Genomic DNA, 24,936 nt, shown 5'->3' with positions numbered 1-24,936 from the left:
TAAATTAGTCTTTCAGTCTTATTTTCCAAGCTAAGTCTAAACTTAATAAATGCTCATAATTGAAATCCGCTATAGGTGTAACGCTGTAAAATGTTGGTCTGTATATTATTCCGATATTTAATGTTCTGCCAATTTGGTAATAAATGTTTGTAGTTAGACCTAAGTTTTGGCTTCTTCTATTAATTTCAATTCTACTGTCAGGTTGTGATGTATCAACAAATTTCCAATTATTCCATGAGTAATTAATTCCATAACCAAAGCTAAATTTCCCAGATTTGTAATTGTCTGTTAACTCTAGGTTGAAGGTGCTCATATTTTCTCTGGTATCATCTAGAGTCACTGGCGCTGGAACAGGTACAAAAAAATCAAATGCTGTTAGCCCTTTAAAACTTAAAAATTTGTTTGAGCTGTAATAATATTCTAAACCAGTTGAAAGACCCCAAAATCCTGTGTTAGTTTTACTTTCAATATTTTCAGGTTGAAAATAAAAGTGATTCATGTAGGGTATTGACACGTGCAAAAATATTTCATTGGTTTTGTTAGTGCGATCACTTAAATAGTATTCATTTTTGCTATTGTATATATCTAGATAGACGTTTTTTGGATATGCATATCTATTAGGACTATTTTTATCAATCAACATTCCAATTCCATAATTTGTTGGAATGTTTAGCCAGTATTCAAAAGAATTCTTTGAATTGATTGTTACTGATTTTTCTATTGTGTCGTCTAAGATTTTGATATTAAGGTCTTCCTTTTTTCTTTCAACAATAATGGAAACCTTGTTTTTAGAAGTTGATAAGCTATCTCCGTTGTGTACTACAATGCCTGGTTTGTTAGTGTGTATATTTATTTGCTGAATATTTCCTTCAATTTCGTGTGATATTGTCGCGCAGGATGATAGTAATATAGTGAGGAAAATAAATAATACAATGTTTTTCATACAAAAGTCAATTGCGATGACTGGTCTTTTTTATGAAAGATGAAAAAATATGCAAAGGGTTGCGTGAAATCTCTCACTATAGAAGTTTTAGTTCATTGAGAATACTACCACTCATTTATTTTGTTGCTATCCAACTTCACAAAAATGAATAGTAAAATGGTAAAACCCCAAAGTCCTGAGCCACCATAACTAAAAAAAGGTAGAGGAATGCCGACTGTAGGTATTAAGCCCATTACCATACCAATATTAATAGTAAAGTGAATAAAAAGAATAGAAGCCACACCATAGCCATACACGCGGCTAAATTGTGATTTTTGAGCTTCAGCCAAATACAATATTCTAATAATTAAAAAGACAAATAAGAAAACAACAATACTACTTCCAACAAATCCCCATTCTTCACCTACAGTGCTAAAGATATAATCTGTTTCTTGTTCAGGAACAAACTTACCTGTTGTTCTAGTACCTTCAAGAAAACCTTTGCCTGTTAACCCACCAGAGCTTATAGCTTCTTCGGATTGAATGAGATTATAAGCCTCAGACTTTCTCATGTTTCCTAGCTTTACAGGGTCTTTTTCTAAACGTAACCAAAGGCTAATTCTGTTTTGTTGGTGTATTTGTAAGCCATGTTTGTAAAATAATTTTACTCCATACGCAAACCCTATTGCTACAAAAAGTACGAGAACGTATTGAAGTTTAGAAGCACGTTTCTTTTTTCTTATAAAATAACGAATTGTAAGTGCTATTGCCGAAACGATTGCAGTAATTGCAATTCCAAATTTTAAAGAAAGTACAGCTAAAATTATAAGCGATAGGGCTACAATTAAATAAATTTGTTGTAAACCTTCTCTATAAAAAACAAAGAAAAAAGCGGCATAAACTATAGTGCTTCCTGCATCGTTTTGTAGTAATATTAATAAAGCGGGAATAAATATAATAGCAGCAACACGTATCTGATCTTTTAAGGTTTTCATGTTGGTTTGCAAATCACTAATATATTTTGCTACTGCCAAAGCCGTTGCAAACTTGGCAAACTCACTTGGTTGAATAGTCATACTACCTATGCCATACCAAGAACGTGCGCCATTTACATCTTTACCGAATATAAATAGACCAACTAACAATAAAATGGCGGCTAAATATATGATACTTGAAAACCGTTCATAAAATTTTGCTTCTAGCGATAAGATTAAAACAATGATTACAAAGGTTAGCCCTATAAAAACAAGTTGTTTTCCGTAAAGTTCGGTCATGTTGAAATAACTCGTTACCTCACCATCATGAGATGCAGATAGAATATTAACATAGCCAAAACCTACCAGTAAAAGAAAAAGAATAATGGTTATCCAGTCGAACTTAAAACGTCTTTGATTTTCTCTGAGCATTAACTATTGTTTTAAGGTCTCTTGATCTTCAAGTTTAATAGCATAATTATCTATAACCTGAAGTGTGGTTTCACCATTGATTTTGAAAGGTTCACCAGAATGAGGTTTTGCATATTCATTTTCAAGACTGTGAGTTAGAATCCAATTTTCTAGATCCGTTCTGGTTATCTTTCCTTTAATATATTTTTCAATCATTAAACTTGCCATTCTTCCTGCAAATCGACTTCCCCAATATCCGTTTTCTACAAAAACAGCAATTGCAATTTTGGGATTATCTTTAGGTGCAAAAGCCACAAAAATTGAGTGGTCCGTTAATTGTGTTTTTTTACCGTCAATAATTGCAAAGTTTTCAGCAGTACCTGTTTTTCCACAGATTTCTATTCCTTCAACTTTTAGTGCTTTAGCAGTACCATCGTTGTAAACATCAAACATACCTTCTATTACAGGTTCAAAGTGTTGTCTGTCTATGGTTGTGTATTTTGGCGTGGTAAAATTTGATGGTATTGTATCTCCCTCGATGGTTTTAATGATATGAGGTGTGTAGTAATAACCACGATTTCCAATTGCAGCAGCCATGTTTGCTAACTGAATTGGTGTGGCCTCAACTTCTCCTTGTCCAATAGCATTAGAAACGATGTAGGTTGAGCCCCAGCGATTATCTCCGTAAGCTCTGTCATAATAATCTCCATCTGGAATACGACCAGGTCTACCAACAGATAAATCATTATTTAAGAAATCTCCCAGACCAAAACTCTTGGCGTGTGCAGCCCATTTGTTCATACCGTCACCAGCATCATCATATTTGTCAATAATTCGTCTGTAGACATTTACAAAATAAGCATTGCAGGATTGCGCGATTCCCATATTCATATCAACAGGACTTCTATGATGATGACAACCTGTTAATTTTCTACTGCCATAGTAATAGCCCATTCTACAACTAAAAGTGTCGTGCTCATCAACGACTCCTTCTTGCAAACCTATTAATGCGTTGATAACTTTAAACGGAGAGCCAGGAGGATATTGCGCCAAGAGACCTCTATCGAATAAAGGTTTTGCAATACTATCGTAATGTAGTTTTGTGTAGTTCTTAGATCTATTTCTGCCAACTAAAATATTAGGATTGTAACTTGGACCAGTTACCATGGCTAAAATTTCGCCACTACTTGGTTCTATAGCAACAATGCCGCCACGCTTATGCTGCATTAAAAGTTCTCCATAAGCCTGTAATTCTGAATCGATGGTAATGGTAATATCTTTACCAGGTACAGGTAACGTATCTAATTTTCCTTCTTGAAAAGGCCCAATAGTTTTATTAAACCTATCTTTTTGAATAAATTTTATACCCTTCGTGCCACGAAGAATTTCTTCATAAGATTGTTCTACACCCTGTTTTCCGATTAAATCTCCTAATTTGTAATAAGGTTGTTTTTCTATAATCCTTCTGTTGACTTCACCGATATCACCTAAAACGTTGGCTCCAATAGAGGTTTGGTATGATCTTAACGAGCGTTTCTGAATGTAGAAACCAACATATTTTCGCATCTTTTCCTGAAGAACAGCGTAATCTGATTTGGATAATTGCGGAACAAATGGAGAAGGTAATCTTGGAGAGTAGTTTTTGGCACGTTCTAATTTTTTGTCGTAGTCTTCTCTTGTAATCTTCAATAGGTTGCAAAACTCAATAAGATCTAACGAATCCATAGGTTCTACTTCTCTAGGTATAACCATGACATCATAAGATGGTTGATTAGCAACTAGTAATTTGCCATTTCTATCATATACATAACCTCTTTTAGGATAGGTGTACTCTTTTTTTATAGCTGAATCTTCAAAGATATCGTATTCATAACCGCCATAAATCTGTAGATAAAACAGGCGTGCTATAAAAATAAGACCAACAAGAATAACAGTAGTTAAGAGTAAAAGTTTTCTCATTTTTTGTTTCTACTAAATAGAATGATAATTAGGATACTTAGAATTATAGTAAAAATACTAGAGAATAACGTTTTTTTCAAGATTAAAAGTATACCAGAAATGTTAAAAACTTCTAACGAAAATAACATGAGATGATGCGTAAAAGTTCCGAGGGTAATATATGTAATTAAACTACCAAGCTCTGTATTACTAAATTTTATGCTTTGATGCTCGTATAACATCCCAAAAGATGTTTTTAAAAACACCGGTCTAGCATAAGCTAGAAGGACTGAGGCTGCTGCATGTACACCTCCAGAGTCTAAAAACATATCAACTAACATGCCTAGTAAAAAGCTAACTATTAGCAAGATAAGTCGCTCTTCTTTAATTGGAAAAAGAAATATAAAAATGATATAAATGTATGGATTGATGTAACCCAAAAAATTAATATGACTACAAATGATAACCTGTGACAAGAGCAGTAAGATAAAACGAATGCTATTTATACCTAAAACACTACTCATTACTGCTTCTTTGTAATTTTAATATTTCATCTCTGTCTCGGTTTTCAAGTATATAAATTGTACCAATGTTGGTCATGTCATTGAAAAGTCTTACTTGAATTGTGTATGTATCACCACTAATGTCAGTTTCAAAACTCTCAATACTTCCTATGTTAATTCCTTTTGGAAAAATTGAGGATTGACCACCTGTGACAATAGTGTCACCTACTTTTACTGGAGCAAATTTAGAAACATCTATCAGTTGAACCAACTCAGGTGTTTTTCCATTCCAGGTTAATGAACCTATGTGGTTTGAGTTTTTCAATTTGGCATTAATTCTACTTTTTTTACTTAAAATGGAAAGTACAGTAGCGTAATTTTTTGAGGTGTTATCAATAATACCAATAATGCCTTTTGATGTTATAACTCCAAAATCTTGTCTTACGCTATCGTTCTTACCTTTGTTGATGGTAAGAAAATTATTGGTTGAAGAATAACTGTTTTTATAGACATCTGCAGTTGTTATTCTATAGTTTTCTCTAGAGATTGTAGTATCTATAACTACATTGTTTTCTGAGTTTACAGAATTAAAAAGTTGTTCTTTTAAACGTTTGTTCTCTTCAGCCAGAATTTCATTTTCCTTTTCTAAATCAAAATATTTATCAATAGAATTTACGGTGCCATAAACACCACCAGACAAGGCGTTTGCAGAATTTATAAATTTACTTCTGTGGTATGAGTGCGATTGTATGGTAAGTGCTAAGCCAATACTAAAGAGAAATAAAAACAACAGAAAGGTTTTGTTTCTAATAACAAAATTGAAGATTTGTTGCATTTATTTCTCTTTTATTTTATCAATACGCTTTTGAATTTTGGTAAGTTTTTCAGCACAATTCCTGTACCTCTTACTACGGCTCTTAAAGGATCTTCAGCAATATAAACAGGTAAATCAGTTTTTTGAGATAGACGCTTGTCTAATCCTCGTAACATAGATCCGCCACCTGCAAGATAAATACCTGTGTTGTATATGTCTGCAGCTAATTCTGGTGGAGTTTGAGATAAGGTTTCCATTACAGAATCCTCGATTCTTAAGATAGATTTATCTAATGCTTTCGCGATTTCTCTATATGAAATCTGAACCTGTTTAGGCTTACCAGTTAATAAATCACGTCCTTGAACACTCATGTCTTCAGGTGGTAATTCTAAATCTTCAGTAGCAGCACCAATTTGAATTTTTATTTTTTCGGCAGTTCTATCACCAACATACAAGTTATGTTGTGTACGCATGTAATAGATAATATCGTTGGTAAATACATCACCAGCAACTTTAACAGATTTGTCACAAACAATACCTCCAAGTGCTATAACTGCAATTTCGGTAGTACCCCCACCTATATCTACAATCATATTACCTTTTGGTTGCATAATATCTACACCAATACCAATAGCAGCTGCCATTGGTTCATGGATAAGGTAGACCTCTTTGCCATTAACACGCTCACAAGATTCTTTTACCGCTCGCATTTCAACTTCAGTAATACCAGAAGGAATACAAACAACCATTCTCAACGCAGGATTAAAAAACTTTTTCTTGAGCGCAGGTATGTTTTTTATAAACATACTTATCATTTGCTCAGAGGCATCAAAATCTGCAATTACACCATCTTTTAGCGGTCTTATGGTTTTAATGTTCTCGTGTGTTTTACCTTGCATCATGTTGGCTTCTTTACCAACAGCAATTATTTTATTACTAATTCTGTCTCTTGCAACTATTGAAGGGTTATCTACAACAACTTTGTCATTGTGTATAATTAGTGTGTTTGCGGTTCCTAAATCTATGGCTATTTCTTCCGTTAGGAAATCAAAAAATCCCATGCGCGTTTATAATATTATTCGGGTTATTCTTGTCATATGTTTATGACTAAGCGTAAATGTAATAAATTATACGTTATTTCTGCCCTTATAGATGTCTTAACTCAATATATTTTTTAGTGCTTAAAATGACGTGTTCCTGTAAAGACCATAGCAACATTATTTTCGTTACAATAATTGATGCTTAATTCGTCTTTTATAGAGCCACCAGGTTGAATCACAGCTGTAATACCTGCATCATCTGCAATCTCTACACAATCTGGGAACGGGAAAAACGCATCACTTGCCATAACAGCTCCTTCTAAATCAAAATTGAAAGATTTTGCTTTGTGAATAGCTTGGTTTAGTGCATCTACACGACTTGTTTGTCCTGTTCCGCTTGCTAAAAGTTGTTTGTTTTTTGCAAGAACTATCGTGTTAGATTTGGTATGCTTACAAAGTTTTGAAGCAAAAATTAAATCTTCTTTTTCAGCATCAGTAGGTGCTTTTGTTGTAGCTGTTTTTAAGTCTTCTAAACCATCAGTTTTGTTGTCTTTATCTTGAACTAAAACACCATTTAAACAAGTTCTAACTGTTTTTTCAGATAGTTCAACATCATTTAAGATTAAAAGAATTCTGTTTTTCTTTCCTTTTAAAATTTCTAAAGCATCATCACTAAATGAAGGTGCAATAACAACCTCACAGAATAACTTGTGAATTTCTTCTGCAGTTGCTTTATCAATCTCTGTATTTGAGATTAAAATACCACCAAAAGCAGAAACAGGATCTCCAGCTAATGCATCTACATACGCTTGGTGAATAGTATCTCTTTGAGCAAAACCACAAGCATTATTATGCTTTAAAATAGCAAAAGTTGGGTCTTCACCTTTAAATTCTAAAATAAGATTTACAGCAGCATCAACGTCTAAAAGGTTGTTGTAGCTCAATTCTTTACCATGAAGTTTTGTGAACATGGCATCAAAATCACCAAAGAAAAATCCTTTTTGGTGAGGGTTTTCGCCATAGCGTAATACTTTTCCTTTTGTTTCACTAATCTTTAAAACGGTTTCTTCTTCATCTTTATTAAAATAGTTAAAAATAGCAGAATCGTAGTGAGAAGAAACATTAAAAGCCTTTGCAGCAAAACGCTTACGGTCTTCTTCAGAAGTTTCTCCATTTTTAGATTCAAGTAATTCTAAAAATTCAGCATAATCATCTACAGAAGATACACAGGTAACATCTGCATAGTTTTTAGCAGCAGCTCTAATAAGTGAAATACCTCCAATATCAATTTTTTCTATAATATCTTGATTGCTAGCTCCAGATGCTACCGTTTTCTCAAAAGGATATAAGTCAACGATAACCAAATCTATTTGCGGAATTTCAAACTCAGCAAGTTCAGCTACATCACCTTCATGATTTTGACGATTTAAAATGCCTCCAAAAACTTTTGGATGCAAAGTTTTAACTCTTCCACCTAAGATTGATGGGTAAGATGTAACGTCTTCTACAGGTACGACATTAATGCCTAAATCTTTAATGAATTTTTCTGTTCCACCTGTTGAATAAATGGTAACGTTAAGGTCGTTTAATTTTTTTACGATTGGTTCTAATCCGTCTTTACTAAATACCGAAATTAGCGCTGAGGATATGGTTTTGTTGCTCATAATGTTGTGTTGTGATTTTGATGCTGCAAAAATAAAATAAACAATAGTATAATCTTAGGGCTTATATTAGTTTCTTTAAGTTTTTTGTAACAATAAATTGTTGAAAACGTCCTATCTTTAAATTGTTTTAAAACAACCAACACATGCTTGTCTATTTAAGAGTATTCAAAGAGAGCTTTTCGTTTGCGCTAAATGCCCTTAGGAATAATAAGTTACGTACTTTTTTATCACTTTTAGGGGTTACGGTTGGTATCTTTTCAATTATTGCAGTTTTGGCGGCTGTAGATTCTTTAGATAGGAATATTAAAGAAAACCTATCAGGATTAGACAAAAACACAATGTACCTTACTAAGTTTTCATTCGGGCCAACAGATGTTCCGAGATGGAAACGCGATAATTATCCTCAGGTAGACTATGACGATTACGAATTTATAAGACGTAATGTACCAGATATTGAAGAGTCTGCTTATGTGATTTTTGGAGGAAGAGAAACTATACGTTATCAAGCAGAAACATTAACTAACATTGAAATTACACCTATTTCGCATGGCATCTACACTATAGATGATTTAAAAATTGAAAAAGGCAGGTTTTATTCTGAGCTCGAGTCAGATACAGGTTCGTCAGTTATTGTTTTGGGTTCTGAGTTGGCTGAAAGTTTATTTGATCAAACTAATCCAATAGGTAAAGTAGTTAGGGTCTATGGAAGAAAACTCACAGTCATAGGTGTACTTAAAAAATATGGCTCTGGATTGGGTGATTCACCAGATGTTAAGGGGTTTGTACCAGCAAATTTCGTTAGACAATTTAGAAATGGTGGAGTAGATGGCTTGCCAGGTGCTGTGGTAATAAAGCCAAAAGAAGATGTAGATATTGGTGCTTTTGAGAGTGTTTTAAAACAAAAGTTCAGAACCTACAGAGGGCTTAAAGCTGATGAGGATGATGATTTTTTTATAAATAAATTATCTGGATTGGTGTCTTTTGTCGATGCAATCATAGGTACACTTAATGTTGTTGGTTGGGTTATTAGTGGATTTTCACTATTAGTGGGAGGCTTTGGTATTGCCAATATTATGTTTGTGAGTGTAAAAGAACGTACTAACCTTATTGGAATTCAGAAATCTTTAGGAGCCAAAAATCGTTTTATTCTATTTCAATTTTTGTTTGAAGCTGTAATTTTAGCGGTTGTTGGAGGTTTAATAGGTCTACTGCTTGTTTATATAACAGCTTTAATAATGAATGGTGTAGTAGGAGATAGTTTTGAGTTTGTGCTTTCTTTCGGAAACATGTTCTTAGGTTTTGCACTTTCTACACTTATTGGTTTAATTTCTGGGGTAATACCTGCGTTTTCAGCATCTCGTTTAGATCCTGTTGAAGCTATTAGAACTGGAATGTAAGATCTTTATGAAGCAACAGTTTTGGAAATACTATTTTTTTGTAATTATAACTTTAATTCTGGTACTATTTAGCTGTTTCTACTTTTCTGAAGGAATAGTAGGTATAAATAAAACTGTAAACTGGGCTTGGGATTTTACCAACTTTGTTTTTTGGTTAGAACTAATAATTTATTTAACTGTTATATTTCTGATGGTATATGTACTTACCAAAATCTTGGTTCAAATCATCAATTACTTTACTAAATAATTTTAGCTACTTCTGCACAAACAAACTCTAAGAAGCGTTCATCAGCTTCTGTAAATGGATCTGGAGTATTAGAATCTATATCTATCTGTCCAATGTTTTCACCATTTACAAAAATTGGAATTACAATTTCAGCTTTTACTGTAATACTACATGCTATGTAATTATCTTGAGCAGACACATCTGGAACTACAAAGTTTTTGTTACTTACAGCAACTTGTCCGCAAATCCCTTTTCCGAATGGAATGATGGTATGGTCTGTTGGTTCACCAACATACGGTCCAAGTTTCAACTCGTTTTTATCTCCATTCTTAAAATAGAAACCAACCCAATTGTAATAGTCTATATTAGCTTCAAGAAGCTCACAAATTTTAAAAAGACGCTCGTCTATAGTAAAGTTCGTGTTTGATACTATTGATTTTATTTCAGGTTTTAGAGTTTCAAAAGTCATAATTGCAAGTTTTTGGCAAAAATATCTAAAAGCATGAACTTTTGAATTAGGGTTTTCATAAATTTAACAGCCTGCAACTAATAATGTTTTATTTGAGAGAACTCTTAACAAAATATAAACTCGTTATAAGATTCATTTTCACCTTTTTATTGGTGTATGGAGTGCTAACTGTTGGTTATACTATGTATTTAAAATTATCAGATGGTTCTAAATACTATCCAGATTACATGACCAATTTGGTTGCTAAACAGACCAACTCTTTAATCAATAGTATAGGTTATGATGCTCAAGTTTTGCCGCATCCCAATGAACCTTCTATGAAAGTAATCATTAACGGAAAATTTGTAGCCAGAGTTATAGAGGGTTGTAATGCTGTAAGTATTATTATTTTATTCTTGTCGTTTATTTTGGCATTTGCTGGTAAGTTTAAAACGACATTATTTTATTGTTTTGCTGGTAGTATTATTATCTATGCCTTTAATCTTATTCGTATTGTTATTTTGTCTGTAGGACTGTATCATTATCCATGGAGAAAAGAGGTATTACATAGTGTTGTTTTTCCTATGTTAATCTACGGCACAGTATTTTTACTTTGGATGTTTTGGGTCAATAGATTTTCTAAAAATGTAAAAGCAAATGCCTAAACTAACGCGCTACATATTAGCTGGTTTGTTGTTACTGGTGTTGGTTGCAATCAGAGGTTATGAAGATTATTTGTTTTACGATCCATATCTCAGGTTTTTTGAAAATGACTACCTCTATATGGATAACCCAAGACGCGAAGTAGCCAAATTAGTATTCTACACAAGTCTGCGATATTTGCTAAATACATTAGCATCATTAGGAATTTTATACCTTATTTTTAATGATAAAGTAATGATAAAATTTTCAGTTTTATTGTATGTGATTGCCTATGTGTTATTACTAATTCCTTTTCTATACTTTGTTGTCAGTCCAAGGCAAGAAGATTACTATTTATTCTTCAATATCAGACGATTTTTAATTCAACCAATAGGTTTAATACTACTATTGCCAGCATTTTACTATTACAAGCTTAATCGTTAATGATTTTATAAAAGCATTTCTGTTTGTGTTATTTTTGTAACTCTGCAATGTGAAACTTTCATTTCTAAATAGAACTGTTGCGGCAGCATTATCTTTTTTAGTGCTATTTTCTACGTTTTCTTTAACTGTAGAAAAACATTTCTGTGGAGATACCTTAGTTGACGTTGCTATTTTTACCAAAGCAAAAAAGTGTGGTATGGAGGTGGTAGACATAGATCAATCGGAAATGGTCAAAAAGTCTTGTTGTAAAGATGAAACAGAAATCATCAAAGGGCAAGATGCATTAAAGATTACCTCAATAGATGATTTAGCAAGTATACATAAGTAAATACTTATTGCTTATAGCTTTAGTTATATCTACCTGTTTGAAAGTTTACCCAAAAAAGCAATACCAAACAGAGATTATTCACCTCCCGAAATAGTGAAAGACATACACGTTTTGGACGAGACTTACCTTATTTAGATGATTTAAAATTTTCAAGATTTTGTATTCACTAAGAATACTAATTAAAGATAATTTTAAATTAAATAAATCATGACACACACATACGATGTTACAGGAATGACCTGTAACGGTTGCAAAGCTTCTGTAGAAAAGGCTTTATCTGCATTGTCAGACGTAGAGAATGTTGAGGTAGATCTCAATAGCGGCACTGCAACCATAAAAATGCACAAACATGTTGGAGTAGATGCACTTCAAAATGCTTTATCTGATAAATACACGATTTCAGAAAAAGACACTAAAAATGTTTTTAGTTCAACTCAAACTGTTAAAGAGGAAAAAAGTGAACTGAAACAGCTGTTTCCATTATTTTTAATTCTTGGTTATATATTAATAGCCTCAACTCTTTTGAACATAAAACCATGGAATATTAATGGTTTCATGCTAGATTTTATGGGTCTATTTTATATTGTTTTTAGCTTTTTTAAGTTGCTAGATCTTAAAGGGTTTCCACAAAGTTTTGGTATGTACGATCCATTGGCAAAGGCCGTTCCTGCATATGGTTGGATATACCCATTTATTGAAGTTGTACTAGGCTTAATGTTTCTTATGCGATTTCAAACTAATATTGCTTTGATAGTTACTTTGGTAATTTTAGGTATTACAACTTTTGGCGTTACCAAAACATTGTTGGATAAAAAATCCATTCAATGTGCTTGTTTAGGAACAGCTCTTAAATTACCAATGACCAAAGCAACCTTTATTGAAAATGCGATAATGATAGTTATGGCCATTTTTATGATTATTAAAACTTTAGATGTATGAAAAAGTTAATAGTTATAATTTTTATTCTTCCTTTTATAAGTTTTTCACAAGAACAACTAGAAGGTGTTGTTTTAGAAACAAGCACAGGTAAGCAAATGCCTTTGCCAGGCGCCAATGTATATTGGTTAGGCTCTTCTGTAGGAACTATTACAAATGATGACGGAACATTTGCATTACCATATAAATTCTCTTTTACTAAGTTAGTAATAAGCTATGTAGGTTTTAAAACAGATACTATAGATGTTACAGAGAATAAGTACATAAAACATGTGTTACAAGCATCAGAAGAGTTAGATGCGGTAACAATAACCTCTAGAAAACAAGCTACGGTTAAGTCTTATTTGCAAGCGACCAACACCTTTACAGTTAGCTCTGATGAATTGCTAAAAGCAGCTTGTTGTAACCTCTCTGAGAGTTTTGAAACCAATCCTTCAATCGACGTTAATTTTGCCGATGCTGTTTCAGGAACAAAGCAAATAAAAATGCTAGGACTTACAACCCCATATATCTTAATTGCTGCCGAAAACATTCCGGCTATTCGCGGTGCATCACAAGCTTATGGACTGAGTTTTATTCCTGGTACTTGGGTAGAAAGTATTCAGATTACTAAAGGCGCAGGTAGCGTAGTAAATGGTTTTGAGAGCATTGCAGGCCAAATAAACACAGAGTTAGTTAAACCTAACACTGACGATAGATTGTTTGTAAATGCTTTTGCTGGTCTTAATGGTAGATATGAGCTTAATACACACATTAATCAGAAAGTATCTGATAAGTGGAGTACTGGTTTGTATGTTCATGGCAATATGAGAGATCAAAAGTTTGATAAAAATGACGATACGTTCTTAGATGTACCTCTAAAAGAGCAGATTAACGTAATGAACCGTTGGCAGTATACAAATGCAGAAAAGGGAGTTGTTAGTTTTATTAACTTAAGATATTTAAATGACAATACTCAAGCAGGCCAATTAGACTTTAATCCAGATACAGATAAAGGAACTACTAACTTTTGGGGAAGTGAGATTAATACAGAGCGTTTTGAGGTCACTACAAAGTTAGGTTACGTTAATCCCGAAATTCCTCATCAAAGTATTGGTTTTCAAACAGCATTTAGCCATCACGATCAAGATTCATATTTTGGGCTTAATTTGTATGACATTCAGCATAATAGTTTTTATTCAAATGTGGTCTATAACAGTATAATTTCAGACTCGAGACACAAAGTAAAAACAGGTTTAAGTTTTACTTACGATCATTATGACGAATTGGTAAATGCTTCAACTTATGAGCGTACAGAGAATTCTGTTGGAGGGTTCTTCGAGTATTCTTACGATAATTTAGATAAATTATCTATGACAGCAGGTGTAAGAGTAGATCAGCACAATAGACTAGGCTTTTTTGTAACACCTCGTTTGCATGTGCGATACACACCATGGGAAAAATCAGCGTTGCGTTTTTCTGTCGGAAGAGGAAAGCGTAGTGCTAATATTTTTGCCGAAAACCAAAATATGTTTTCTAGTTCTAGACAGATTAATATTTTAAATTCTGGAGGGAAAATTTATGGTTTAGATCCTGAAGTGGCATGGAATTATGGAGTAAGTTACTTACAAGGATTTAATCTCTTTGGAAGAAAAGCAGACGTAACCTTTGATTTTTACAGAACAGATTTTCAGAATCAAGTTGTTGTAGATTGGGAAAACCCTTATGAAATTAATTTCTATAATCTTGAAGGAGATAGCTATGCTAATAGCTTTCAGTTCGAATTTAACTATAATCCTTTTGAACACTTTGATATTCGTACAGCATACAAATACTACGATGTTAAAACAGATTACAATTCGGGTAAGTTAGAAAAGCCTTTAGTACCAACGCATCGTTTTTTTGCAAATGCTTCATACGAAACACACGTAAAGGATAATGCAAAGCAATGGAAGTTTGATGCAACGTACAACTGGTTAGATGCTCAACGCTTTCCTAGTACAGATTTAAGCCCTTCAGAATATCAATTAGATGATTATTCGCCTACAGTAGGAACATTAAATCTGCAGGTAACAAAGGTGTTTTCTCCTAATTTTGAAGTATATTTAGGTGGAGAAAATGTAACTAATGTTAGGCAGTCCAATCCTATTATTAGTGCAGATGATCCTTTTGGAGCAAATTTTGATAGTAATTATGTGTATGGCCCAATATTTGGAAGTATGTACTATGCAGGATTACGATTTAGAATAAATTAAACTGTCATTCCTGCGAAAGCAGGAAGCCACATTAAAAGAATAAATAATTAGATTCTGAAACAATTTCAGAATGACAAAAACAATAACAGAATGAAACAATTAACTTTAATTTTAGCATTAATAGTAACCACAATGACATTTGCACAGAACAAGAATGCAAAAGCTTCTATGGAAGTTGATGGAGTTTGTGGTATGTGTAAAGAGCGCATAGAAAAGGCAGCAATAAAAACCAAAGGGGTAAAGTCTGCGGTTTGGAGTATTGAGACACATGAATTGAAATTAATTTATGATGAAAACAAAACCAACCTAGAAACTATTTCTAAAAATATAGCTGCAGTTGGTCATGATACAAAGGAAATAAAAGCAACAGATGAGGCTTACGATTCCGTTCATCCTTGTTGTAGATATCGTGATCAAGATGTCGTTAAGGATCATGATGGAGAAAAGAAAGCAGAAAGCAAAAATTAATCAAAAAGCCTGAAATTATATTTCAGGCTTTTTTGTTTAATATTTTTAAAATACTATCACAGCTTTTGATGCCATTTTCAGTAGCTATTTGCTTAAACATGAAAGAACCTCGAATAGCCTGCATCATGTTTTTAAGTAATTTTTCATCCTTAAAAGGTGATTTTCCATCACGCATCAAATCATAATCTGTATTGTATATAAAGTAGTTGCCTAAGTAATCTTTATTAATGATTTCTTGGCGTTTATAAGCGTCGTTAATCATTTTGTAGTTGGCGTAATGTCTTTCTATTGCCTTTTTTAGTTCTAAATCATCAAGAAGTTTTAGGTCACCAGAATTTACTAAAGCTTGATAGGTAAAGTCTTTTGGTGTAAAGTTGGTAAGTTGAGCTAATAAATAAACTTGCCGAAGTTTTTTGCCCTTTTCAGGATCTTTAGAATTAAGTATGGGTAGTAACTCTGTGCTTATTTTTACTTTTTTGTCAATGTCTTTAATGTTATTTTCTAGTTGGGCCTTGTCTTCTTCAATATCTTGTTTGAGGCTTGCTAGATATTGCTCTTTCTGTGCTTTGTTCTTTTGATTTTCGGAGCATTTGTTTAAACTAAAAGCAATGGATATACCTACTATAACAATAAGTATTTCTCCAAAAGCATAGGTTAGTTTCTTTTTCATTTTGGTACGAATTAGTCTCTTAAAACTAACAAATAATATTTAATTCAATTTTAGTTAAATATTTGCCAACGAAAATATCATCGATTTGCTTTTTCTATACCTTTAATCTGTTCTTTTAAAACATATAAGTTATGGGACAAACACAGTCTAAAGGCAAGTCTTCTGCGTCTAAACAAGCGCCTAAGAAGACTCCACAGGCTTCTCCAAAGAAGAAGTAATTTTGTGGTTGGCTTATTATAAATAAGCCTAATTTTTTTGGTAAATCTGATTGAGATTCCACCTCCTAAAGAGGTGGTTTTTATTTTTTAAAAACACATCAAATTTTAAAGTTATATAAAATAAAAAAGCCTTTGATGAAAATCAAAGGCTTTTCAATTTTATAAGATATGTACTCACTAATATTTTATGCAAGAGTGAGATCTTTGCCTGTCCGTGCTACGGACTACATCATTCCTGGCATTCCGCCTCCACCCATTGGTGGCATTGCAGGTGCATCTTCTTTGATGTCTACTAAAGCACACTCGGTAGTTAAGATCATACCAGCCACAGAAGCTGCATTCTCTAATGCAATACGAGTTACTTTCTTAGGATCAATAATACCAGCTTTAAGCATATCTACATATTCTTCAGACTTAGCATCGTAACCAAAGTCTTTTTTACCTTCTAGTACTTTATTGATAACAACAGATCCTTCACCACCTGCGTTCTCAACAATAGTTCTTAAAGGCGCTTCAATCGCTTTATTAACGATTTGTACACCTGTAGTTTCATCCAAGTTATCAGTAGTGATTTTTTCTAAAGTCTTTTTAGCTCTTACCAAAGCAACTCCACCACCAGCAACAATACCTTCTTCTACAGCAGCACGTGTAGCATGTAAAGCATCATCAACACGATCTTTCTTTTCTTTCATTTCAACTTCAGAAGCAGCACCTACATAAAGTACAGCGACTCCACCAGCTAATTTTGCTAAACGCTCTTGAAGTTTTTCTTTATCATAGTCAGAAGTAGTTGTTTCTATCTGAGCTTTGATTTGGTTAACTCTAGCTTTAATGTCTGAAGTGTTTCCGTTACCATTGACGATAGTTGTGTTGTCTTTGTCTATCATTACAGACTCAGCAGTACCTAACATAGAAAGGTCAGCGTTTTCTAAAGAGAAACCTCTTTCTTCAGAGATTACTGTACCACCAGTTAAGATTGCAATATCCTCTAACATTGCTTTACGTCTGTCACCAAAACCTGGTGCTTTTACAGCAGCAATCTTAAGACCGCCACGTAATTTGTTGACTACTAATGTTGCTAAAGCTTGTCCCTCTACATCTTCTGCGATGATTAATAACGGACGACCAGATTGTGCAACTGGTTCTAAGATTGGAAGGATTTCCTGTAAGTTAGAAATCTTCTTATCGAATAATAAAATGTATGGATTCTCTAAATCAGCTATCATTTTATCAGCATCAGTTACAAAGTAAGGAGATAAATAACCTCTGTCAAATTGCATACCTTCTACAACGTCTACATAAGTATCTGTTCCTTTTGCTTCTTCAACAGTAATTACACCTTCTTTACCAACTTTACCAAAAGCTTCTGCGATAAGCTCGCCAATAGTGTTGTCATTGTTAGCAGAAATAGAAGCTACTTGCTGAATTTTTTCAGAAGAGTTACCTACTTTTTTTGCTTGCTTTTCTAAGTCTGCAGTAATTGTTTCTACAGCCTTGTCAATACCACGTTTTAAGTCCATTGGGTTAGCGCCAGCAGCAACGTTTTTTAAACCTTCTTTTACGATTGCTTGTGCTAAAACGGTTGCAGTTGTTGTACCATCACCTGCTAAATCATTAGTTTTAGAAGCAACTTCTTTTACCATTTGAGCTCCCATGTTTTCAAGCTCGTCTTCTAGTTCAATCTCTTTTGCTACAGAAACACCATCTTTGGTTACTTGAGGCGCGCCAAATGATTTACCTATAATTACGTTACGCCCTTTAGGTCCTAAAGTTACTTTTACTGCGTTTGCTAAAGCATCAACACCACGTTTTAGTCCGTCGCGTGCTTCAATATCGAATTTTATATCTTTTGCCATTTTGTTTTATGTTTTTGTTTTTCCTACGAATGCAGGAATCTTATTAATGTTAGTTTTTGTTTGAATGCGATTCCGTAAATCTTACGGAATTACAGAATAGATTAAACAATTGCTAATATGTCGCTTTCGCGCATCATTAAATAGTCTTTACCTTCTAACTTTAATTCAGTGCCACCATACTTTCCGTATAAAACTGTGTCACCAACTTTAACAGTTAAAGGTTCGTCTTTTTTACCATTGCCAACAGCAACTACAGTTCCCTTTTGCGGTTTTTCTTTTGCATTATCTGGAATAATAATACCAGAAGCTGTTTTTGTTTCAGCTTCCATAGGTTCTACAAGAACTCTGTCTGCTAAAGGTTTAATGTTTAAAGCCATTTGTTATAATATTTTTGATTAATTAAAATTTGTTTTAACGCTTTAGCGTTATTCGAAAATTATGCCAAGACAAATAGACTGACAAACTTGCAGATATACCTGTCGTAAATATTAGACATAAAAAAAGCCAACTCTAAAAGTTGGCTAAATAAGTTGTTTGTTTTAGGAATTATTATTTCCCATCTGTACCATCAGTAGTACCAGCATCATCTGTGTTTGTTGGAGCTGATGCAGGTATTTCAATAGCTTCATTTTCATCTAAAGCTTTTGAATCAATATCGTTACCAGAATCTATGGTTAAGTTTGATGCAAGGATTAAAACAATTAATGCTGTACCTAAAAACCAAGTACTCTTATCTAAGAAGTCTCCTGTCTTTTTTACACCACCTAATTGTTGTGTGCCTCCACCACCAAAAGAAGATGATAAACCTCCTCCTTTAGGGTTTTGTACCATAATTACTACTACCAATAGAAAGGCAACTGCTACGATTAAGATTAAAAATATTGTAAACATTTTATATAGTATTATCTTTTAATTCTTCTACCAATTTTATTTGGTCTGCAAAGAAACTACTTTTTTCTGGATATTTCAAACTTAAAATTTTATAAGATTGAATAGCCTTGTCATAGTTTTTCTGTTCTAAATAAATTCTGGCCAAAGTTTCTGTCATTAAGCTATCAGAAACATCGTCATCATTGTTTACCAGTTTTGGTTTTGGTATATTACTGGCAACTGGTTTTATCCTAGGATTTTCGCTTATAAACTTATCAATAAGATCTAGTTTACTAGCTAATGGTTGTGTTGTATCTTCTGTTTGAGTCTCTTCGGTTTTAGTTTCTGTTTCCCTTTCAATGGGTTTAAAACTTGTAATTTTTAACCACTCAGTAAAAGAATGACTTTCATTTTTATCAAACTCTAGAGGTTTTCCGATATTGAGCTTTTCTTCTGGCGTTATATTTTTAACATCGACCGAGATTATAGAATCTTCAATTTTTAGAGTTTCTTCTTCTAAGGTTTGTTTCTGTTGAGGTTTTACTTCAAATAAATTTGGGTCTAAAACACCTTCGGTAGCTTTAATATGTTCTTTTAACGCATCGTCAATGGTAACACTTTTATTAACTGAAATATCATCAGCCTCATTAACCTCTAATGATTTTATATGTTCAGAGTTTTGCTTGATTTGATTAGAAATTTCATTCTGGTTAAATACTTCAGATGTGATATAATCGAACAATACACTACGGTCTGCGGTATGAGCTGCAGTTACTTTTAAAGCATTATTGTACTTGTAGCTTTCCTTTTGCTTTAAACCTTTTAGATATAAAGCACGTAAGGGTTGAAAATAAGGAAACTCAATAATCTTTGCCAATAGTGCATCTGTTTGAGATGCTGTAACAGCCTCAGGATGCTGAAGTAAATATGTTAATTCTTTTAATTGCATATATTACCAATTGGCTAAAGACGCATTGAATATATCTTGAGTTAATCGTTCAAAAATAACCTCAAAAGCTTCATCTTTAGTGCCACCAATAAGTTGTGCATTAGCATCAAAATCATAGAAGAATGAAAAGCGTTTTTCAAAATCTTTTTCCTCATCTAATGTGTTGAAATATCTAACATTAACACTTATGGTTAATCTGTTTTGTGCTGCTTTGTTGTCTGATGTTGCTGTCATTGGAGCAATTCTGTATTCAACAATTTCACCTTCAAAAAGTAAATCACCTCCTGTTGTTACTAAACTTAAGCTTGTTTGGTTTTGTACCAAATCTTGTAGGGCATTTGTAAAATCTATATCTAAACCAGGTTCTACTAGTTCTGCATTATTCTGAAAGAAATTGACTTGAAATGTCTTTGCATCACCTGTGTCTGCACCTGTAAAAGAATATATGCCGCAACCTGTAACTGTTAGCGAAAAACATAATATACTAATATATTTTAATAATCTCATGTAGCTTTTTTTTATCTGAACGTCTAAGTACTATTTATAGTGCTTAAGTTGTCCTAATCTTTTCTTAAAGATCGTACTGCTTTATTTTTCTGTATAAGGTGCGCTCACTAATGCCTAATTCTGCGGCTGCAAGTTTTCTCTTACCGTTATGGCGTTCTAAGGATTTTTTTATAAGTTCTAATTCCTTGTCTTGAAGCGATAAAGTCTCTTCTTCCTCAATTTCTTCTGCAAAGTGGTATTTGTCGTCTATATCAGTAGATACAGATTCGTTAACCTCAGAATGCTCAGGTATAGAAAGAACTTCTAAATCTTCAACTGTATTTTCAAAATCCTCATCATTGTCGTTGCCATAAATTTTCTGAATAAGATGCTCATTATCTTTTTGAACATCAGAGACATCTCCAGACTTCATTAGTTCCATGGTTAACTTTTTAAGGTCATTTAAATCGCTTTTCATGTCGAATAAAACCTTGTAAAGTATTTCTCTTTCACTACTAAAGTCACTTTCAGATTTAGTATTATTTATTACGGCAGGTAAATTTGAACCTGTATTTGGTAAATAATTCTGAAGTGTAACTGCATTAATAGTACGATTATGCTCTAAAACCGAAACTTGCTCAGCAACATTTCTTAATTGACGAATGTTACCATTCCAGCGGTATTTTAAAAGCAGAGCAACAGCATCGTCGGTTAACTTTACTGTTGGCATTTTATATTTTAGAGCAAAGTCGCTTGCAAATTTTCTAAACAATAAATGAATATCCTCTTTGCGCTCTCTTAAAGCAGGAAGATTGATTTCTATAGTACTCAAACGATAGTAAAGATCTTCTCTAAACTTTTCTTTCTTAATGGCTTCAAACATATTAACGTTTGTAGCAGCCACGATTCTTACGTTGGTTTTTTGAACCTTACTAGAACCTACCTTAATAAACTCTCCATTTTCTAAAACACGAAGCAAGCGTACTTGTGTTGTTAACGGCAATTCACCAACTTCATCTAAAAAGATGGTTCCACCATCAGCAACTTCAAAATAACCAGAACGTGTTTGTGTAGCACCTGTAAACGCACCTTTTTCATGACCAAAGAGCTCACTATCTATAGTGCCTTCTGGTATAGCACCACAGTTTACAGCAATGTATTTGCCGTGCTTTCTGTGAGAAAGTTGGTGTATAATTTTTGGAATACTCTCTTTACCAACACCACTTTCTCCGGTTACCAATACAGAGATATCTGTCGCAGCAACCTGAATAGCTTTTTCTATGGCACGATTGAGTTTAGGGTCGTTACCAATAATGCCGAAGCGTTGTTTTATGGCTTGTACTGATTCCATGTTTAATTAACGTAATTGAATCTTTCGTTAATTTCTACCATTAAGTCAGCTCCGAAATCGTAAGCAATATCACGACTTGTAATTCTTCCGGCTGTGTTGTATGCTAAGTCAAAAGTGAAAGTGTCTCCGTTAAATGTAGCTCCATTCCAATTGTTTGTAGAGTGAAACTGAGCAATTAAAGGTCCTATTTCGTCAGAATAATCATCACTTAAAAAGTTTAATAGGTAATTGTCATTGTATACAACTTGTAATGGGTTTGTGTTGTCGTCAAAAGTATAAGTGTAATTGCTGTCCAACTCACCTGTTCCTACACTACTGTTAATATTACCAAGTCCATTGTAGGTAATTGTTTCTACTTGTATAGAGGTAGTGCCATCAAAAGATTCCTTTTTTATAACTCTGTCAAACCCATCTATTGTAAATACTGTAGAAATGTTTGAACCTACAACAGTTCTTGTAATTAAGTTGCCGTCGTATGTAAAGTTGTAGACGTAATCTTCAAAGTCATCTTCAAAATAGTCATACGTGATTTGTGATATTTGTCCGTTGGTGTATGTAATGATATATTCATTGGTTGTTGTACCATTTGAGTTTACAGATACATTACTTGTTATTTGTCCTTGAGCATTACGAGTAAAGGTTTGGTTTTCTGTTTCGCTTGGTGCTCCTTCAAACTCAAAAACCGTTGTGCTTGATACAACTTTATTATCTGAAATATTAAGATCAGAATTGGTAATTGTACGTATAGGAAGACCAAAGAAATTAATAGAAGTGTCTGTGTCTAGCTCATACATAGATAGTGTAAGATCTGCACTGTTACTGCCTCCATTATTGCCACCTCCATTGCTTGGGCCTCCTGTTAAATCAGAGTCTAAAGGTTCGTTTTCACAAGCGGTTACTAAAGTAAATGCGCAAAGAAGTAATAAGATTTTTTTCATGAATAAGATTGATTAAGAGTTGTTTTTTGAATAGCCTACAGCTTCGCCAATAAGTGTAGCACTCGTGCAGTCTAATATTTTTACGTTAACAAAGTCACCTGGTTTGTAATGTTCTTTTGGGAAAACAGCAACCATATTTTGACTGTTTCTACCAGACCAGTGCTTGTCAGATTTTTTAGAAGATTTTTCTATTAGGATTTCTTCTACTTTGCCTACATGTTGCTGTGTTCTGTATAAACTGTGTCTGCGTTGTAGAGCTTGTATCTCGTTAAGACGTCGTTGTTTTACATCAGCAGGTACATCGTCTTCCATTTTTCTGCCAGCCAGTGTTCCTGGACGTTCAGAATAGGCGAACATAAAACCATAATCGTACTTTACGTATTCCATTAAGGTTAAGGTGTCTTGATGGTCTTCTTCTGTTTCGGTTGGGAAACCAGCAATCATATCTTGGCTTATGGCTACATCTGGAATTATACGACGGATATTATCAATAAGTTCAAAATATTCTTCCCGAGTGTGTAAACGATTCATTTCTTTAAGAATACGATTACTTCCACTTTGTACAGGTAAGTGTATATAGTTACAGATGTTTTCATATTTAGCCATAGTCTCAATAACATCTAAAGTCATGTCTTGAGGATTAGATGTAGAGAATCTAAAACGCATTTTAGGTTGTGCTTTGGCACACATTTCAAGAAGATTAGCAAAATTTACAGCGGTAGCTTTTTGTAGATCAGAAGCTTTTTCAAAATCTTTTTTAAGGCCTCCACCATACCATAAGTAGCTATCAACATTTTGTCCTAAAAGGGTAACTTCCTTATAACCTTTGCTCCATAAGTCGTTTACTTCTTCTATAACACTTTGAGGGTCTCTACTGCGCTCTCGTCCTCTGGTAAAAGGAACCACACAAAACGTACACATGTTATCGCAACCTCTGGTTATAGATACAAAAGCGCTTACGCCATTACTGTTTAATCTTACAGGCGAAATGTCTCCATAAGTCTCTTCTTTAGATAAGATAACGTTAATAGCATCTCTACCTTCATCAACATCTGCTAAAAGATTTGGTAAATCTTTATAGGCATCTGGACCAACAACTAAGTCAACAATTTTCTCTTCGTCTAAAAACTTAGTTTTTAGTCTCTCTGCCATACAGCCTAAAACACCAACTTTCATTGATGGGTTTTTATCCTTGATTTTGTCGTAGTATTTAAGACGTTTCCTAACAGTTTGCTCAGCTTTGTCTCTAATAGAACATGTATTTACCAAAACTAAATCAGCATCTTCCAGGTTTTGCGTTGTGTTGTATCCTTGATTAGACAATATAGACGCTACAATTTCGCTGTCGCTAAAGTTCATTTGGCAACCGTAACTTTCTATAAACAACTTTTTTTTGTTGCCGTCTTTTTGGTCTAAAATCAAGGCTTCACCTTGTTTGTTTTCGTCAATTATTTTCTCCATCTATTCAAAGCTCACTGAAGTGAGTAATTATTGTTTTTTCAAATAGTCAATAAACATGCAAAGATAGTATTATTTTGTAGACTGTGACAAAGTGGCAGTTTTAAAAAGTAATTTATAATTGCTTCAAATTATTATTTTTACAAAGTTTTTAGATTTTGGTGTGCAACCATTTCATTTAATTACATCTTATATAAAAAATAAACTTATGAAATATTCAAAAATTATAATGGCTTTAGTGTGTGTTGCTTTGTTTTTAAATATGCAGTGTGAAGACGACGAAACATCATTACCACAAACCAACTGTGCTAGTTTTGTAGCGATAGATGGTTTTTCTTATGGTAATTCTGCAACAAGCCCTTACTCTATAAATAGTGTTTCAATTACCGAAGACTGTTTGTTAATTGAGATTTCTGCTTCTGGCTGCGATGGTAATACTTGGGATATGCAGTTAATAGATTCTGACGTTGTTTCAGAGTCTAACCCACCAGAACGATTTGTAAAGTTCTTTTTAATAAATACAGAAGATTGTTTAACGGTTGTAGACAGAGCACGTTCGTTTGATCTTACACCCTTGCAAGTAGAAGGTGAAAATGAAATTATAATAAACGTGGATGATTATCCAAACCCTATTACATATACCTATTAAAGAAAGCGTTAAATTAAATAAATTAAAGTCTTGTTTTTACAGGGCTTTTTTTAGTTTGAAATCTGAAAATACCATAGTAAAGTAATGGCTATTTAAAACCAA

At 33.4% G+C, this 24,936-nt stretch carries 24 protein-coding genes and 1 pseudogene; 8 read left to right on the top strand and 17 right to left on the bottom strand.

Going from position 1 to position 24,936, the window contains the following annotated elements; all coding sequences use genetic code 11:
* Window positions 1-4 precede the first annotated feature (4 nt).
* From V1468_RS00465 to purH, 7 genes are all read right to left on the bottom strand, one after another.
* Entirely contained in the window at window positions 5-943 is a 939-nt protein-coding gene (locus V1468_RS00465) for a hypothetical protein (protein ID WP_331808297.1), read from the bottom strand.
* A 104-nt stretch (window positions 944-1,047) separates the two neighbouring features.
* Window positions 1,048-2,328: a rod shape-determining protein RodA gene (gene rodA / locus V1468_RS00460; protein ID WP_331808296.1), complete on the bottom strand. Its 1,281-nt coding sequence runs from the start codon at window positions 2,326-2,328 to the stop codon at window positions 1,048-1,050.
* 3 nt (window positions 2,329-2,331) lie between these two features.
* Complete coding sequence (mrdA, locus tag V1468_RS00455; protein ID WP_331808295.1) at window positions 2,332-4,266, bottom strand: penicillin-binding protein 2; 1,935 nt, start codon at window positions 4,264-4,266, stop codon at window positions 2,332-2,334.
* Window positions 4,263-4,769, bottom strand: a complete 507-nt coding sequence (locus V1468_RS00450) for a rod shape-determining protein MreD (protein WP_331808294.1) — start codon at window positions 4,767-4,769, stop codon at window positions 4,263-4,265. The genes mrdA and V1468_RS00450 overlap by 4 nt, the downstream gene beginning before the upstream one ends.
* A complete protein-coding gene (gene mreC / locus V1468_RS00445; RefSeq protein WP_331808293.1) occupies window positions 4,762-5,583 on the bottom strand; it encodes a rod shape-determining protein MreC in 822 nt (273 codons plus the stop codon). Before mreC ends, V1468_RS00450 begins: the two co-directional genes overlap by 8 nt.
* An 11-nt stretch (window positions 5,584-5,594) precedes the next feature.
* Entirely contained in the window at window positions 5,595-6,623 is a 1,029-nt protein-coding gene (locus V1468_RS00440; RefSeq protein WP_243472821.1) for a rod shape-determining protein, read from the bottom strand.
* Window positions 6,624-6,736: 113 nt separating this feature from the next.
* Window positions 6,737-8,266, bottom strand: coding sequence for a bifunctional phosphoribosylaminoimidazolecarboxamide formyltransferase/IMP cyclohydrolase (gene purH / locus V1468_RS00435; RefSeq protein ID WP_331808292.1), 1,530 nt, complete (start codon window positions 8,264-8,266; stop codon window positions 6,737-6,739).
* A gap of 143 nt (window positions 8,267-8,409) precedes the next feature.
* On the opposite strand from purH, the gene V1468_RS00430 reads away from it, so the two are divergent.
* Window positions 8,410-9,663, top strand: coding sequence for an ABC transporter permease (locus V1468_RS00430; RefSeq protein ID WP_331808291.1), 1,254 nt, complete (start codon window positions 8,410-8,412; stop codon window positions 9,661-9,663).
* A 239-nt stretch (window positions 9,664-9,902) separates the two neighbouring features.
* Here V1468_RS00430 and V1468_RS00425 read toward each other — a convergent pair whose 3' ends face one another.
* Window positions 9,903-10,358: a GAF domain-containing protein gene (locus V1468_RS00425; RefSeq protein ID WP_331808290.1), complete on the bottom strand. Its 456-nt coding sequence runs from the start codon at window positions 10,356-10,358 to the stop codon at window positions 9,903-9,905.
* An 83-nt stretch (window positions 10,359-10,441) separates the two neighbouring features.
* On the opposite strand from V1468_RS00425, the gene xrtF reads away from it, so the two are divergent.
* The 6 genes and pseudogenes from xrtF (at window position 10,442) to V1468_RS00395 (ending at window position 15,389) form a co-directional block, all read left to right on the top strand.
* Window positions 10,442-11,002 (top strand): exosortase family protein XrtF, encoded by a 561-nt coding sequence (gene xrtF / locus V1468_RS00420; protein ID WP_331808289.1) that lies wholly within the window; start codon window positions 10,442-10,444, stop codon window positions 11,000-11,002.
* Window positions 10,995-11,423, top strand: a complete 429-nt coding sequence (locus V1468_RS00415) for an exosortase F system-associated membrane protein (protein ID WP_331808288.1) — start codon at window positions 10,995-10,997, stop codon at window positions 11,421-11,423. The genes xrtF and V1468_RS00415 overlap by 8 nt, the downstream gene beginning before the upstream one ends.
* Window positions 11,424-11,472: 49 nt before the next feature.
* Window positions 11,473-11,886: pseudogene (locus V1468_RS00410) on the top strand (HYC_CC_PP family protein).
* A gap of 72 nt (window positions 11,887-11,958) precedes the next feature.
* On the top strand, window positions 11,959-12,690 hold the full coding sequence (locus V1468_RS00405; RefSeq protein ID WP_331808286.1) for a heavy metal translocating P-type ATPase: 732 nt from the start codon (window positions 11,959-11,961) through the stop codon (window positions 12,688-12,690).
* Window positions 12,687-14,921: a TonB-dependent receptor gene (locus tag V1468_RS00400; protein WP_331808285.1), complete on the top strand. Its 2,235-nt coding sequence runs from the start codon at window positions 12,687-12,689 to the stop codon at window positions 14,919-14,921. Before V1468_RS00405 ends, V1468_RS00400 begins: the two co-directional genes overlap by 4 nt.
* 90 nt (window positions 14,922-15,011) lie before the next feature.
* Window positions 15,012-15,389: a heavy-metal-associated domain-containing protein gene (locus V1468_RS00395; protein WP_331808284.1), complete on the top strand. Its 378-nt coding sequence runs from the start codon at window positions 15,012-15,014 to the stop codon at window positions 15,387-15,389.
* Between the two features lie 22 nt (window positions 15,390-15,411).
* Here V1468_RS00395 and V1468_RS00390 read toward each other — a convergent pair whose 3' ends face one another.
* The 9 genes from V1468_RS00390 to miaB form a co-directional block, all read right to left on the bottom strand.
* Complete coding sequence (locus tag V1468_RS00390; RefSeq protein ID WP_331808283.1) at window positions 15,412-16,059, bottom strand: DUF6090 family protein; 648 nt, start codon at window positions 16,057-16,059, stop codon at window positions 15,412-15,414.
* 442 nt (window positions 16,060-16,501) lie between these two features.
* Window positions 16,502-18,133 (bottom strand): chaperonin GroEL, encoded by a 1,632-nt coding sequence (gene groL, locus V1468_RS00385; RefSeq protein ID WP_331808282.1) that lies wholly within the window; start codon window positions 18,131-18,133, stop codon window positions 16,502-16,504.
* A gap of 101 nt (window positions 18,134-18,234) precedes the next feature.
* A complete protein-coding gene (locus V1468_RS00380; protein WP_243472811.1) occupies window positions 18,235-18,510 on the bottom strand; it encodes a co-chaperone GroES in 276 nt (91 codons plus the stop codon).
* Between the two features lie 172 nt (window positions 18,511-18,682).
* Window positions 18,683-19,024, bottom strand: a complete 342-nt coding sequence (secG, locus tag V1468_RS00375) for a preprotein translocase subunit SecG (RefSeq protein ID WP_331808281.1) — start codon at window positions 19,022-19,024, stop codon at window positions 18,683-18,685.
* Between the two features lies 1 nt (window position 19,025).
* Window positions 19,026-19,952, bottom strand: coding sequence for a hypothetical protein (locus V1468_RS00370; RefSeq protein ID WP_331808280.1), 927 nt, complete (start codon window positions 19,950-19,952; stop codon window positions 19,026-19,028).
* A 3-nt stretch (window positions 19,953-19,955) separates the two neighbouring features.
* Window positions 19,956-20,459, bottom strand: coding sequence for an LptE family protein (locus tag V1468_RS00365; protein ID WP_331808279.1), 504 nt, complete (start codon window positions 20,457-20,459; stop codon window positions 19,956-19,958).
* A 64-nt stretch (window positions 20,460-20,523) separates the two neighbouring features.
* Window positions 20,524-21,789, bottom strand: coding sequence for a sigma-54 interaction domain-containing protein (locus tag V1468_RS00360; RefSeq protein ID WP_331808278.1), 1,266 nt, complete (start codon window positions 21,787-21,789; stop codon window positions 20,524-20,526).
* Window positions 21,790-21,791: 2 nt separating this feature from the next.
* Complete coding sequence (locus tag V1468_RS00355; protein WP_331808277.1) at window positions 21,792-22,727, bottom strand: hypothetical protein; 936 nt, start codon at window positions 22,725-22,727, stop codon at window positions 21,792-21,794.
* A gap of 12 nt (window positions 22,728-22,739) precedes the next feature.
* A complete protein-coding gene (gene miaB, locus V1468_RS00350) occupies window positions 22,740-24,188 on the bottom strand; it encodes a tRNA (N6-isopentenyl adenosine(37)-C2)-methylthiotransferase MiaB (RefSeq protein ID WP_331808276.1) in 1,449 nt (482 codons plus the stop codon).
* A 205-nt stretch (window positions 24,189-24,393) separates the two neighbouring features.
* On the opposite strand from miaB, the gene V1468_RS00345 reads away from it, so the two are divergent.
* Window positions 24,394-24,834, top strand: a complete 441-nt coding sequence (locus V1468_RS00345) for a hypothetical protein (protein ID WP_331808275.1) — start codon at window positions 24,394-24,396, stop codon at window positions 24,832-24,834.
* The last annotated feature ends 102 nt before the right edge of the window (window positions 24,835-24,936 follow it).

Source organism: Winogradskyella poriferorum (genome assembly GCF_036553625.1).
In the GTDB taxonomy this organism is placed as follows: domain Bacteria; phylum Bacteroidota; class Bacteroidia; order Flavobacteriales; family Flavobacteriaceae; genus Winogradskyella; species Winogradskyella poriferorum.
The sequence above is the reverse complement of the archived record's forward strand: the minus strand, read 5'-3'. Positions and strand labels throughout refer to the sequence as shown.

Bases quoted from the DNA above. Each gene is read 5' to 3' on its own strand.
- V1468_RS00465 (WP_331808297.1), bottom strand. From the start codon at position 943: ATGAAAAACATTGTATTATTTATTTTCCTCACTATATTACTATCATCC.
- rodA (WP_331808296.1), bottom strand. From the start codon at position 2,328: ATGCTCAGAGAAAATCAAAGACGTTTTAAGTTCGACTGGATAACCATT.
- mrdA (WP_331808295.1), bottom strand. From the start codon at position 4,266: ATGAGAAAACTTTTACTCTTAACTACTGTTATTCTTGTTGGTCTTATT.
- V1468_RS00450 (WP_331808294.1), bottom strand. From the start codon at position 4,769: ATGAGTAGTGTTTTAGGTATAAATAGCATTCGTTTTATCTTACTGCTC.
- mreC (WP_331808293.1), bottom strand. From the start codon at position 5,583: ATGCAACAAATCTTCAATTTTGTTATTAGAAACAAAACCTTTCTGTTG.
- V1468_RS00440 (WP_243472821.1), bottom strand. From the start codon at position 6,623: ATGGGATTTTTTGATTTCCTAACGGAAGAAATAGCCATAGATTTAGGA.
- purH (WP_331808292.1), bottom strand. From the start codon at position 8,266: ATGAGCAACAAAACCATATCCTCAGCGCTAATTTCGGTATTTAGTAAA.
- V1468_RS00430 (WP_331808291.1), top strand. From the start codon at position 8,410: ATGCTTGTCTATTTAAGAGTATTCAAAGAGAGCTTTTCGTTTGCGCTA.
- V1468_RS00425 (WP_331808290.1), bottom strand. From the start codon at position 10,358: ATGACTTTTGAAACTCTAAAACCTGAAATAAAATCAATAGTATCAAAC.
- xrtF (WP_331808289.1), top strand. From the start codon at position 10,442: ATGTTTTATTTGAGAGAACTCTTAACAAAATATAAACTCGTTATAAGA.
- V1468_RS00415 (WP_331808288.1), top strand. From the start codon at position 10,995: ATGCCTAAACTAACGCGCTACATATTAGCTGGTTTGTTGTTACTGGTG.
- V1468_RS00405 (WP_331808286.1), top strand. From the start codon at position 11,959: ATGACACACACATACGATGTTACAGGAATGACCTGTAACGGTTGCAAA.
- V1468_RS00400 (WP_331808285.1), top strand. From the start codon at position 12,687: ATGAAAAAGTTAATAGTTATAATTTTTATTCTTCCTTTTATAAGTTTT.
- V1468_RS00395 (WP_331808284.1), top strand. From the start codon at position 15,012: ATGAAACAATTAACTTTAATTTTAGCATTAATAGTAACCACAATGACA.
- V1468_RS00390 (WP_331808283.1), bottom strand. From the start codon at position 16,059: ATGAAAAAGAAACTAACCTATGCTTTTGGAGAAATACTTATTGTTATA.
- groL (WP_331808282.1), bottom strand. From the start codon at position 18,133: ATGGCAAAAGATATAAAATTCGATATTGAAGCACGCGACGGACTAAAA.
- V1468_RS00380 (WP_243472811.1), bottom strand. From the start codon at position 18,510: ATGGCTTTAAACATTAAACCTTTAGCAGACAGAGTTCTTGTAGAACCT.
- secG (WP_331808281.1), bottom strand. From the start codon at position 19,024: ATGTTTACAATATTTTTAATCTTAATCGTAGCAGTTGCCTTTCTATTG.
- V1468_RS00370 (WP_331808280.1), bottom strand. From the start codon at position 19,952: ATGCAATTAAAAGAATTAACATATTTACTTCAGCATCCTGAGGCTGTT.
- V1468_RS00365 (WP_331808279.1), bottom strand. From the start codon at position 20,459: ATGAGATTATTAAAATATATTAGTATATTATGTTTTTCGCTAACAGTT.
- V1468_RS00360 (WP_331808278.1), bottom strand. From the start codon at position 21,789: ATGGAATCAGTACAAGCCATAAAACAACGCTTCGGCATTATTGGTAAC.
- V1468_RS00355 (WP_331808277.1), bottom strand. From the start codon at position 22,727: ATGAAAAAAATCTTATTACTTCTTTGCGCATTTACTTTAGTAACCGCT.
- miaB (WP_331808276.1), bottom strand. From the start codon at position 24,188: ATGGAGAAAATAATTGACGAAAACAAACAAGGTGAAGCCTTGATTTTA.
- V1468_RS00345 (WP_331808275.1), top strand. From the start codon at position 24,394: ATGAAATATTCAAAAATTATAATGGCTTTAGTGTGTGTTGCTTTGTTT.